This is a genomic window from Rubrivivax sp. JA1055 (genome assembly GCF_020966565.1).
GTDB lineage: Bacteria > Pseudomonadota > Gammaproteobacteria > Burkholderiales > Burkholderiaceae_C > Rubrivivax > Rubrivivax benzoatilyticus.
Map to the genome: position 1 here is coordinate 923,933 of NZ_JAJKFP010000006.1, position 11,500 is coordinate 935,432.

The 11,500-nt window shown below is 74.2% G+C and carries 12 protein-coding genes; 11 read left to right on the forward strand and 1 reads right to left on the reverse strand.

What is annotated here, in order from left to right:
- Positions 1 to 329: 329 nt before the first annotated feature.
- The 5 genes from LOC65_RS13685 to LOC65_RS13705 all read left to right on the forward strand — a co-directional run bounded on the left by LOC65_RS13685 (position 330) and on the right by LOC65_RS13705 (position 5,230).
- Positions 330 to 2,021 carry a methyl-accepting chemotaxis protein gene (locus LOC65_RS13685; RefSeq protein ID WP_230247873.1) on the forward strand — a complete coding sequence of 564 codons (1,692 nt, stop codon included), beginning with the start codon at positions 330 to 332 and terminating at the stop codon, positions 2,019 to 2,021.
- Positions 2,022 to 2,282: 261 nt separating this feature from the next.
- Positions 2,283 to 2,501 (forward strand): hypothetical protein, encoded by a 219-nt coding sequence (locus LOC65_RS13690; RefSeq protein ID WP_230247874.1) that lies wholly within the window; start codon positions 2,283 to 2,285, stop codon positions 2,499 to 2,501.
- Positions 2,498 to 2,785, forward strand: a complete 288-nt coding sequence (locus tag LOC65_RS13695) for a hypothetical protein (RefSeq protein WP_230247875.1) — start codon at positions 2,498 to 2,500, stop codon at positions 2,783 to 2,785. The genes LOC65_RS13690 and LOC65_RS13695 overlap by 4 nt, the downstream gene beginning before the upstream one ends.
- A complete protein-coding gene (locus tag LOC65_RS13700) occupies positions 2,778 to 3,125 on the forward strand; it encodes a hypothetical protein (RefSeq protein ID WP_009857180.1) in 348 nt (115 codons plus the stop codon). Before LOC65_RS13695 ends, LOC65_RS13700 begins: the two co-directional genes overlap by 8 nt.
- Positions 3,122 to 5,230, forward strand: coding sequence for a heavy metal translocating P-type ATPase (locus LOC65_RS13705; RefSeq protein ID WP_230247876.1), 2,109 nt, complete (start codon positions 3,122 to 3,124; stop codon positions 5,228 to 5,230). The genes LOC65_RS13700 and LOC65_RS13705 overlap by 4 nt, the downstream gene beginning before the upstream one ends.
- Here the strand turns inward: LOC65_RS13705 and LOC65_RS13710 are convergent, their stop codons facing one another.
- Positions 5,231 to 5,701 carry a hypothetical protein gene (locus tag LOC65_RS13710; protein ID WP_230247877.1) on the reverse strand — a complete coding sequence of 157 codons (471 nt, stop codon included), beginning with the start codon at positions 5,699 to 5,701 and terminating at the stop codon, positions 5,231 to 5,233.
- Positions 5,702 to 5,881: 180 nt separating this feature from the next.
- On the opposite strand from LOC65_RS13710, the gene LOC65_RS13715 reads away from it, so the two are divergent.
- The 6 genes from LOC65_RS13715 (at position 5,882) to LOC65_RS13740 (ending at position 11,496) form a co-directional block, all read left to right on the forward strand.
- Positions 5,882 to 6,367, forward strand: coding sequence for a sigma-70 family RNA polymerase sigma factor (locus LOC65_RS13715; protein ID WP_164962194.1), 486 nt, complete (start codon positions 5,882 to 5,884; stop codon positions 6,365 to 6,367).
- A 44-nt stretch (positions 6,368 to 6,411) separates the two neighbouring features.
- A complete protein-coding gene (locus LOC65_RS13720; RefSeq protein WP_230247878.1) occupies positions 6,412 to 7,485 on the forward strand; it encodes a FecR family protein in 1,074 nt (357 codons plus the stop codon).
- Positions 7,486 to 7,600: 115 nt separating this feature from the next.
- The gene (locus LOC65_RS13725; protein ID WP_230247879.1) at positions 7,601 to 10,006 is read left to right on the forward strand and encodes a TonB-dependent receptor; all 2,406 of its coding nucleotides are present in this window, start codon (positions 7,601 to 7,603) and stop codon (positions 10,004 to 10,006) included.
- A gap of 5 nt (positions 10,007 to 10,011) precedes the next feature.
- Positions 10,012 to 10,938, forward strand: a complete 927-nt coding sequence (locus tag LOC65_RS13730) for an alpha/beta hydrolase (protein ID WP_230247880.1) — start codon at positions 10,012 to 10,014, stop codon at positions 10,936 to 10,938.
- Positions 10,935 to 11,219, forward strand: coding sequence for a hypothetical protein (locus LOC65_RS13735; protein ID WP_009858138.1), 285 nt, complete (start codon positions 10,935 to 10,937; stop codon positions 11,217 to 11,219). Before LOC65_RS13730 ends, LOC65_RS13735 begins: the two co-directional genes overlap by 4 nt.
- On the forward strand, positions 11,206 to 11,496 hold the full coding sequence (locus LOC65_RS13740) for a hypothetical protein (RefSeq protein ID WP_009858139.1): 291 nt from the start codon (positions 11,206 to 11,208) through the stop codon (positions 11,494 to 11,496). The genes LOC65_RS13735 and LOC65_RS13740 overlap by 14 nt, the downstream gene beginning before the upstream one ends.
- The last annotated feature ends 4 nt before the right edge of the window (positions 11,497 to 11,500 follow it).

Here is an 11,500-nt window from a genome sequence, read left to right on the forward strand (position 1 = left end):
CGCCGGGCATGTCGACGTGAAGTGAATGGAACGCAGATGCAGCCTGTATGGCCTCGTCAACAGCCGAAGAACTCTGCCCCCCGGCGCGCGGCGGCGCCAGATGCTGACTCGACAATCATCAAATTCGCCGAATTCGACATATCACACGAACTTTCGAACATTGCGCCGCATCAGAACCCGCCGCAGCGTTTGTTTCAATTCGTCTCGAGCGTGAAGGAGTACCCACGGCAAACGCCGACCCGGGCGACAGACCGGCGCATCTCGTCCTCACAAATGATGATTTCCTGCCGAAATAAGGTCATCACCGTTTCTTCTCGACCTGGCTGCACATGACCCAACTGAGAATCGCCGCCCGCCTCGGCCTCGCGTTCGCCCTCGTGCTCGCGATCACCGTGGGCATCGCCGCCGTGGCCGTCTGGCAGTTGCAGATGCACCGCGACGCGACGGCGTCGATGGTCCAGCGCGAGATGCTGCGCAACGAGATGACGCAGCAGTGGACCGCGCTGGTTCGGGTCAACCTCCTGCAGGTCACGTCGGCGCTGAAGACCAGTGACGCGGCTTATGCCGCCAGGCTGCAGGCCGACGCGCTCGAGGGCTCCCGGAGCTCGGCGCCGATCCGCGACAAGGTCGTCGAGCTGACCGACGACGACGAAGGCAAGGCGCTGATCGCGCGCATCGCCGCCGAGCGCCAGAAGTACCTGGACGTGCGCAGCGACCTCTTCAAGCGCAAGGAGGCCGGCACCGACGTCTCCGAGGCCGTGGATCGCGAACTGCAGCCGCTGGCCACGGCCTATCTCGCACGGCTGCAGGACGTGGCCGACCACTCGCACCACGTGCTGGACCGCAGGGTCGAGGCGCTGGACGCCGCGACGCGGCTGAGCCAGTGGGGCATGGCAGGAGGCGCGCTGTTCGCGGTGCTGCTCGGCGCGTTCTTCGCCGCGCTGGTGAGCCGTTCCATCACCCGGCCGATCTCGCGCGCCGTCTCGGCCGCCGAGGCCATCGGCGCCGGCGAGCTGAACACCGTCATCGACGCCCGCGGCAGCGACGAATCCGCGCGCCTGCTGCACGCGCTGGCCAGCATGCAGGCCAACCTGGCGAAGATCGTCGCCGAGGTGCGCGGCTCGGCCGACAGCGTGGCCACCGCCAGCCACCAGATCGCCCACGGCAACGCCGACCTGTCGGCGCGCACCGAGCAGCAGGCCAGCGCGCTGCAGCAGACCGCCGCGTCGATGGAGCAGCTCAACGCCACCGTGCGCCAGAACGCCGACAACGCCGAGCAGGCCAACCAGCTCGCCGCCGCGGCCAGCGCCGTCGCCACCCAAGGCGGCCAGATGGTCGGCGAGGTCGTCGAGACGATGAACGGCATCAGCGACAGCTCGCGCCGCATCGCCGACATCATCGGCACCATCGACGGCATCGCGTTCCAGACCAACATCCTGGCGCTCAACGCCGCGGTCGAGGCCGCCCGTGCCGGCGAGCAGGGCCGCGGCTTCGCCGTCGTCGCCGGCGAGGTGCGATCGCTGGCCCAGCGCAGCGCCGAAGCCGCACGCGAGATCAAGACCCTGATCGGCACCAGCGTCGAACGCGTGGAGGCCGGCAATACGCTGGTGCATCAGGCGGGCACCAAGATGCAGGACGTGCTGGCCTCGATCCGCCGCGTGGCCGACATCGTCGGCGAGATCAGCAGCGCCAGCGCCGAGCAGCGCGACGGCGTCAGCCAGGTGGGCGACGCGGTCGCGCAGATGGACCAGGCGACGCAGCAGAACGCCGCGCTGGTGGAGGAAAGCGCCGCCGCCGCCGACAGCCTGCGCACGCAGGCACGCCAGCTGGTGTCGGCGGTCGCGGTGTTCCGGCTCGGCAACGAGAGCGAGCGCCGCGCGCCGGCGGCCGCCCCGGCACCGGCGGCACGCCCGGCGCCGGCAGCGCGTCCGGCCGCCCGGCCCGCCGCAGAACGCGCGGCCACGCGCACCAGTTCGACGCCCGCCGCGGCCGGCACCGAGGCCGACTGGGAAACCTTCTGAAGCCGGGCCGGCGCACGCCGGCTTGATCGCCCGCAAGGGCCCGGGGCGGACGCCGGCCGAGACTGGGCCGACTTCCGCCAGCCAGCTTTCGCCAGCCAGCGCATCGTGTCGCGCGCCTCCGGTGCGCCGTACGTAGACGAGCGTTGGCGCCTGCCTCCCGGCCAGGCGGCCCCCGGCCCCGACGCCGGCGGGCGCTGTCCAGCATCACGGTCTTCCTCGTGCGGTGTGCCGCGGCCACGGCACACCGACAGGAGACCCGAGATGCTGCAACTCTTCCCCTTCGCGGCCGGCATTGCCGCCGGCGCACTCGCCGTGCGCTGGCTGCAACGCCGCCGCGCTCCCGAGGCCCAGCCCGAGGCGCCGGCCGTCGAACCCGCGGCTGCGCCGGCGCCCGAACCGGCACCCGAACCCGTCGCCGCCCCGGCTGCACCGGCCAGGACGCCGCGCCGCCGCACCCGCAAGACCGGGGACACGGCGTGAAACGCCAGCGCATCGCCGCCGCCGACGGCAGCTTCACACGCGGCTTCGTCGCCGCCGCCTGCCTGTCGGCCTTCCAGGACCGGCCCGGCCTCGACGCCCGGCGTGTGCTGCGCCACGCGCTGCAAGGCGGCGCCGCACTGACCGCCGGCACGCAGGCCGCACGCTCGCTGCAGCGTGGCCAGTGGGGCGGCGCGCTCGCCGCCGTGGCCGCCGGGGCGGCGGCCGTGCAGATCATCGAAACCCTGCTCGGCGAGGCCGGGCGCGAGGAGAAGGAACTTGGCTAAGAAGTCGAAGAAGAAGGCGAAGCTGGCCTGCGCCGGCTGCCCGGCCTGCGGCTGGAACGGCGGCAACACGCCCGCCAACGCCAATGCCGGCAACGGCGGCGGCCTGTTCGGCAACCTGCCGTCGTGGATCCCGGGCAACCCGGCGCAGCAGCAGTTCCTCGTCGGCCTGGCGCTGGGCGCCGGCGCGGCCTGGGTGCTGGGCGACGAAGACCGGCGCGCGGCGCTGCTGAAGACCGCGATGAAGCTCTATTCCGGCCTGGCCGGCGGTTTCGAGGAGCTGAAGGAACAGGCGGCGGACATCCGCGCCGAGATGGACGCCCAGCTGCACCGGGAGCCGTGAGCCCCGGCCGCTGGATCGCGGCACTGGAGCCGGCACACGCCTGCGCCGGCCGTGTGCGCTGGCGCTACCGCGTCGAACGCGGCGGCGCGCTGGACACCCGCTCGCTGCGCCGCGCCGCCGAGGCCTTGCGCGGCGTGCGCGAGGTGCGTGTCAACGCCGCGGTGCGTTCGCTGGCACTGCGTTACGACCCGGCGCTCACCGACGCCGCGACACTCGCGTCGCAGCTGCTGGCGCTGCCGCCCCCCGGCCGCGCGCCGGCCACCGGCTGCGCCCCCGATCCGGCGCTGGGCAGCGTGCTGGCCACCGGGGCCGCGCTGCTGCTCGGGCCGGCGCTGCCGATGTCGCTGCGCGGCCCGGTGGCCGCGGCCAACGCCGTGCCGCTGCTCGGCGAGGCGCTGGACGACCTGCTGCGCGCCGGCATCACCTCGCACGTGCTCGAAGCGGTGGCCGTGGCGATCTCGATCGGCCGCGGCGACCACGTCGCGGCCAACACCACGTCCTTCCTGCTGGCGCTGGGCGAGGCCCTCGAACACTCGATCGAACGCCGCTCCGACGCGCTGCTGTCGCAGCTGCTGCGCCCGGCCGACAGCGAGGTCTGGGTCGAGCGCGAAGGCCGCGAGACGCGCATCGACGCCGACGCGGTGCAGGTCGGCGACACGGTCATCGTCGCCACCGGCGCGGTGATGCCGGTCGACGGCACGGTGCTCGGCGGCGAGGCGCTGGTGAACGAAGCGACGATGACCGGCGAGAGCGTGCCGGTGGCACGCCGCCGCGGCGACCACGTGCTCTCGGGCACGCTGGTCGAGGAAGGCCGGCTGCGCGTCTACGCCGAACGGGTCGGCCGCCAGGCGGCGGCGGCGCGCATCGCCGACTTCGTCGCCCAGTCGCTGGAGACCAAGGGCCAGACCCAGCTCGACGCCGCGCGCCTGGCCGACCGCCTGGTGCCGATGGTGCTGGCGCTGGCCGCCGGCACCTGGGCGCTGTCGCGCGACGGCCGGCGTGTCGCCGCGGTGCTGCAGGCCGACTACTCCTGCGCGCTGAAGCTGGCGACGCCGGTGGCCTTCAAGTCGGCGATGGCCGAAGCCGGGCGCAGCGGCATGCTGATCAAGGGCGCACGCGCGCTCGAACGCCTGGCCGCGGCCGACACCTTCGTCTTCGACAAGACCGGCACGCTGACCACCGGCCGGCTGCTGGTCACCGACGCCGTCGCACTCGACCCGGCGCTGACGCCGGCCGACCTGCTGAACCTCGCCGCCTCGGTCGAGGAGCACTACTTCCACCCGATGGCGCTGGCCGTCGTCGAGGCCGCGCACCGCCTGCCCGAGCGCGAGCACTTCGACCACGCCGAGGTCGAGTTCATCGTCGCCCACGGCGTCGCCAGCGAGATCGACGGCCGGCGGGTCGTCGTCGGCTCGCGCCACTTCATCGAGGACGACGAAGGCATCGCCGTCGCGCCGCACGCGCCGCGCCTGCAGGCGCTGGAGGCCGACGGCAAGACCCTGCTCTACATCGGCTGGGGCGGCACGCTGATCGGCGTGCTGGCGATGCGCGACCAGCTGCGCCCGGACGCCGCGGCCACCGTCGCGCGGCTGCGCGAGCTGGGCGTGCGCCGCATCGTCATGCTGACCGGCGACCTGCCCGAGCGTGCCCGCGAGACCGCCGCGGCGCTGGGCCTGGACGACTACCGCGCCGGGCTGATGCCCGAGGACAAGGCGGCGGTGCTGCACGAGCTGGCCGAGTCGGGCGCACGCATCGCCTTCGTCGGCGACGGCGTCAACGACGGCCCGGCGCTCAGCGGCGCGCACGTCGGCATCGCGATGCAGCGCGGCGCCGACGTCGCCCGGCTGGCCGCCGACGTCGTGCTGCTCGAAGACCGCATCGGCCACGTCGCCGACGCCAAGGCGCTGGCGCTGGCCACGCGTGCGCTGATCGACGGCAACTTCCGCCTGACGATGGGGCTCAACACGACGATCCTCGGCGCCGCGGCGCTCGGCGCGCTGAGCCCGGTGGCGGCGTCGATGCTGCACAACGGCAGCACGATCGCGATCCTGCTGCGCGCGCTGGCCGGCGCCGGGCTGCCGCGCGCGCGGCGCCGCAAACGCTGATCAGCGCAGCAGGCTGCGGCGGTGCATCGCCAGGTGCACACCCAGCAGGCCGAGGAAGACCGTGCCGGTGGCGACGTGCGCGCTCTTGGCGCCGGCCGCGGCCAGCGCCAGCGAGCCGCCGAGGCTGGCCAGCATGCCGAGGTTGTTGGCGCGGGCGAGCTGGCGCCGGCGGCTGGCACGGCGCGGCGGCGCGGGCACGGCGGCGGGCGCCGCGGCCGCCGGTGCCGCCAGCCACGGCGCGACGGCGTCCAGCACCTCGCGGCACATCAGCGCCTCGCCAACACGCGTGCCGTCGTACTCGACGACGATGCTGCCGGCCGCCGCGTTGGCGCGCAGCGTGCGCAGCGCCGGCAGCGTGTCCAGCCGCGCCAGCACCGCTTCGCGCAGCGCATCGCGGCGCAGCCGCGCGTCGCGCAGGCGCAGGCGCCCCGGCAGGGACGAGACGATCGGGGCGTGGTGGGCGGTGTCCATGGCCGGTTTGTACGGCCTGAAGGCGCGCGGACGGCTCGTTTGTGTCAAGGCCGGCGCCCGAGGCTCGATCGGCGGCCGTCGAAGCTGCATAATAAGAATAATTCCTATTTAACGCACCTCAGACCAGCCGCCGCCAGTCTCCTGCCCGCCGGTGCCGGGCCCCGTCAGACGAGAACGGCCGTGCTGGAGCGTCACTACCGCGAACTGCTGAACTTCCTCGCCGGCCTGGTCGGCGACCGCCATGCCGCGGCCGACCTGGCCCAGGAGAGCTACGCCCGCGTGCTCGGGCTGCAGCAAGGTGGCCAGGCCGTGCTGGACGGCCGCGCCCTGCTCTACCGCACGGCGCGCAACCTCGTCGTCGACCGCCACCGCCGCGCCGCGCTGCGCCGCCACGAGGCGCTGGACGAACTGGCGGAGGACGAGCACCCGAGCGCGCCGCCGCAGTCGCGGCCCGACGAGGCGCTGGCCTCGCGCCAGGACGTGCAGGCCTGCCTGGCGGCGATCGAGGCGCTGCCGCCACGCTGCCGCGAGGCCTTCGTGCTGCACGTCTTCGACGAGCTGAGCCAGGCCCAGGTCGCTGAACGCATGGGCATCTCGGTCAGCATGGTCGAGAAACACGTCGCACGCGGGCTGCTGGCCTGCCGTGCCGCGCGGGCCGGGGGGTGAGGGAAACGGGCCGTTCGTGCGTCTACGGTCACGAGGACTGCCCGATGCCGCCACCGCCCGACGCCCCGCCGCCCGCGCCCCACGACGACGCCGCGGCGCGCTGGGCCGTGCGCCGGCGCAGCGGCCTGGACGGCGACGGCCGCCGCGCGCTGCAGGCCTGGCTGGACGCCGACCCGCGCCACGCACAGGCCCTGGCCGAACTCGAGACGACCTTCGAGCACGTGGCCGCGCTGCCGGCCGACGAGGTCGCACGGCTGCGTGCCGGAATCGTGCACGTCTCGCCGGGTGGCCCGCCGCCAGCCGTGCCGCCGCGCCCGGCGCGGCGGCTGCAGCGGATGCTGGGCGCGGCGCTGGCGCTGGCCACGCTGGGCGTCGGCTGGACGGCCTGGGACCGCTGGTCGCGGCAGCCCCGCTTCGAGCAGCACTACGCCACGCAGCGCGGCGAGCAGCTCACCGTCACGCTGCCCGACGCCGCGACCGACGGCAGCCGGGTGCGCCTGGACAGCGCGACCCGGCTCGACGTGCGCCTGTACCGCGACCGGCGCGAACTGCGGCTGCACGAGGGCCGCGCGGCCTTCGCCGTGCACGCCGACGCGCGGCGCCCGTTCCACGTGCGGGCCGGCACGCTGGACGTCGTCGTCACCGGCACGCGCTTCACGGTGCGCCACACGCGTGCGGGGCTGGACGCCGGGCTGACGGTGGTCGAGGTCGAGGAAGGCCGGGTGCGCGTGACGCCGCAGGCCGGCGCCGCGCCGGACGCGGTGGTCGAGCTGCACGCCGGACAGCGGCTGAGCTCCGGCGGCGACGGCAGGCCCGGCCCGGCGCGGCCGCTGAGCAGCGCCGACGCGGCCGCCTGGCGCGAAGGCCGCATCGCCTTCGACGGCGTGCCGCTGGCCCAGGCGCTGGCCGAGTTCGAGCGCTACGGGCCCACCGGCGTCGTCGTGCGCGACCCGGCGGTCGGCGCGCTGCCGGTCGGCGGCAGCTGGCGTGTCGGCGACGCCCGGCGCTTCGCCGAGACGCTGCCCGAGCTGCTGCCGGTGCGGCTGCGGCCGCACGACGGCGTGCTGGAGCTCGTCGCGCATCCGGCACGGCCGCTCCGATCAGGTCACGCGAGGTAACGCGAAATATTCTCATTCGTGACGTGAGGGTTCGCGGCGGCCGTGCGTCTGCATCGGCAGGAGCGGGGCGGCCATCCGGCGCCCGGCCCAGAAGACACCGCAAGAGGACTCTCCGATGCGCCGAGCGCGATTCACCCCTGCCCCCCTGGCCCTGGCGGCCGCCGCCGTCGTCCTGAACCTGGCGACCTCCGTGCCCGTGCACGCCCAGACCGGCGCCACCGCGGCCGCGCCGCTGGCGCTGGAGCTGCCCGCCCAGCCGCTGGGCCAGGCGCTCAACGAACTGGCCCGCCGGGCCGACCTGCAACTCAGCTTCCCGGCCGATGCCGTCGCCGGACGGACGGCGCCCGCGGTTTCGGGCCGGCTGACGCCGGAACAGGCGCTGCAGCGTCTGCTGGCCGGCAGCGGCCTGGCGGCCGACATCGACGGCAGGCGTGTAGTCGTCAAGCCGGCCGACGCGGTGCGCGAGTCGGCGCTGCCGGCGGTGAAGGCCAGCGCCGGCGCGCTGGCCGGCGACCTGCCGGCGCCGCATGCCGGCGGCCAGGTCGCGCGCGGTGCGCGCGTCGGCGCGCTGGGCAACCTGTCGGTCATGGACACGCCGTTCAGCACCATCGCCTACACCGCCGAGCTGATCGCGCAGCAGCAGGCGCGCACCGTGGCCGAGGTGCTGGGCAACGACCCGGCGACACGTTTCACGACCTCGGCCGGCCACGCCTACGAGAACTTCCGCGTGCGCGGCTTCGACGTCAACGCCGGCGACCTGGCGATCGAGGGGATGTACGGCCTGGCGCCGGTCGGCCACTCGCCGGTGGAGTCCCTGGAACGCGTCGAGCTGCTGAAGGGCCCGAGCGCGCTGTTCAGCGGGATGCCGCCGGGCGGCGGCGTCGGCGGTGTCGTCAACCTGGTGCCCAAACGCGCCGGCGACGAGCCGCTGACGCGTGCGAGCTTCGGCCTGCAGTCCGACTCGCAGGCCGAACTCGCGCTCGACCTGGGCCGGCGCTTCGGCGAGCACAAGCAGTGGGGCCTGCGCGTCAACACCGCCTACGCCGACGGCGACACGACGCTGGACGAGCAGAGCAAGAAGCGCGAGTTCCTGTCGGCTGCGCTGGACTTCCGCGGCGAGGCGCTGACGGCCACGCTGGACGCCTACACCAGCACCGAGAAGTTCGACGGCGGCACGCCGGCGATGTACTGGTTCGCGACGACCGACATCCCCGGCGCGCCGGACCCGAGCACCAACCAGTTCCGCAACGGCTGGGGCGAGCTGAAGAGCCAGGCCGTCATCGCACGCGCCGAGTACACGATCCACGAGCAGCTCGATGCCTTCGCCGGCGTCGGCCGGCGCGAGCACGACTACGCCGGCTTCATCAACGGCACGCACGCGCGCCAGATCGCCGCCAACGGCGACTACAGCGGCCGCATGGTCGGCCAGCGCGGCTACAGCGACACCGTCTCCGCCGAGGCCGGGCTGCGCGGACGCTTCGCCACGGCCGGCGTCCGCCACGAGCTGGTGCTGCACGCCACGCGGCTGGATCAGGAGGACGGCTCGGCGGTCAACATGGCCAGCTTCAGCTCCAACATCTATCGCCCGGTCACGCCGACGATGGTGGCCGTGCCGGGCACGGCGCCCAAGACCGGCGAGACGACGCTGGACAGCCTGGCGCTGGTCGACACCCTGTCCTTCCTGGACGACCGCCTGCGGCTGACGCTGGGCGCTCGCCACCAGGGCGTGGAGACCCGCAGCTTCAACCCCGCCGGCGCGGTGACCGCGCACTATGACAAGAGCGCGCTGACGCCGGCCGTCGCCGTCGTCGCCAAGCCCTGGGGCCAGGACGTCTCGCTGTACGCCAACTACGTGCAGGGGCTGAGCAAGGGCGACACCGTCAGCGCCGCGCTGAACGGCGGCAAGGAACTGGTCTTCGCGCCGTACAAGACCGAGCAGAAGGAGCTCGGCGTGAAGTGGACGACGGGCCGCTTCACCAACACCGTGAGCCTGTTCGAGATCGGCAAGCCGGTGCTGGTGACCACCGGCGATCCCTTGGCGCCGACCTACAGCGACGACGGCGAGAAGCGCGTGCGCGGCGTCGAATGGAGCACCTTCGGCGAGCCGATGGCCGGTGTGCGTGTGCTCGGCGGCATCAGCTACAACCAGGGCAAGCTGACCCGGACCGCCTTCGGCCAGAACGACGGCCACGACGCCGTGGGCACGCCGCGCTGGCAAGGCAACCTCGGCGCCGAATGGGACACGCCCTGGCTGCAGGGCCTGACGCTCAGCACGCGCCTCACGGCCACCGGCGAGCAGTACCTGGACCAGGCCAACACCCAGCGCATCCCCGGCTGGAGCCAGATCGACGTCGGCGCGCGCTACGCCACCGAGCTGATGGGGCGGCCGACGCAGTGGCGCCTGGGCGTCAACAACCTGTTCGACCGTCACTATTACGCCGGCAGCTTCAGCGACAGCACGCCGATCGCCACGCTGGGCGCCAAGCGCAGCGTCGCGGCCTCGGTGACGGTGGACTTCTGAGCGCCGTGCACGCGACGACCCCGAGGCGCGCGCTCGCCGGCCTGGCGCTGGCGCTGGCCGCCGGCGCCGCGCCGGCGGCCGACATGCCGGTGCAACTGCCCGGCGCACGCCAGTTCGACATGGCGGCCGAGGGCAGCGGGCCGCGCTACCGCATCTTCGTCTCCGAGCCCGACGCGCCGGCGCCGGCCGCGGGCTATCCGGTGCTCTACGTGCTCGACGGCAACGCCGCGTTCCCGGTGGCCGCCTTCCTGGCGCGTTCGGTGGCCTCGCGGCGCGAGGTCACCGGGCAGGCGCCGCTGCTCGTCGTCGGCATCGGCTACCCCGGCGACGCCGACTTCGACGTCGCGGCGCGCCGGCGCGACTACACCGTCGGCGTGGCCGAGCCCGGCGCCGCCGGCCGCGAAGGCGGCGCCGAGCGCTTCCTCGACTTCGTCGAACGCGAGCTGAAGCCGCGCATCGCCGCCCGCCACCCGGTCGACACGCAGCGCCAGGCGCTGTTCGGCCACTCCTTCGGCGGCCTGCTGGTGCTGCACGCGGCGTTCACGCGGCCGGCGAGCTTCACGACCTTCGTCGCGTCGAGCCCGTCGATCTGGTGGAACGGCCGGCGTGTGCTCGACGGGCTGCAACAGCCGCCGGCGGCCGTGCCGCGGCTGCAGCTCAGCGTCGGCGCGCTGGAGGACACGCCGCCGCCGGGCCGGCTGTCGCCCGAGCGGCTGGCGCTGCTGGCCGAACGTTCGATGGTCGGGGAAGCGCGGGCGCTGGCCACGCGGCTGCAGGCGCTGCCGGCCTGGCAGGGGCGCTTCGCCTTCCACGAGTTCGACGGCGAGAACCACGGCTGGGTGTGGCTGCCGGCGCTGTCGCGCGGCCTGCAGTTCTTTCTCGACCAACCCGCGGCGCCGGCCTCCGGCGCACGCCAGGAGGACGCTTCATGAGTTTCACGCTCGCGGGACTGGCCGCCACGCTGGCCGGCAGCGCCTGCCTGTACCTGGCCTCGCCGCACCAGCAATGGCGCCGGCGGCCCTGGCCGGCAGGCCCGGCACGCGCCGCCGCGGCGGCGCTGTGGTGCCTGGCGCTGGCGGCGATGGGCCAGGCCCTGCAGCCGCTGGCCGCGGCCTTCTGCTTCGCCACCGCCTTGATGCTGAGCCTGACGCTGCCGCCCTACCTGGGCGCGCTGCGGGCCGCCTACCGGAGCCCCGGCGATGGCCCGCGCTGACACGATGCGCCGCGACTGGCTGGCCAAGACGCTGGCCGGCAGCCTGCTCGGGCTGACGCTGGCGCTGGGCTGCAGCGCCATCTTCGACGTGCTGGCCGCGGCGCTGCCGCTGCCGGTGCGCGCCCAGCTCGCGATGTGGATGGTGGCGCCGATCTGGCTGGGCACGCTGTCGGGCTGCTACTTCTTCGCCGACGGCTGGCGCGCCTGGCGCGGCCTGGCCCTGGCCAACCTCGCCGTCTTCGGTGCCTGGGCGCTGCTGCGCCAGTTCCTTGCCTGATCCC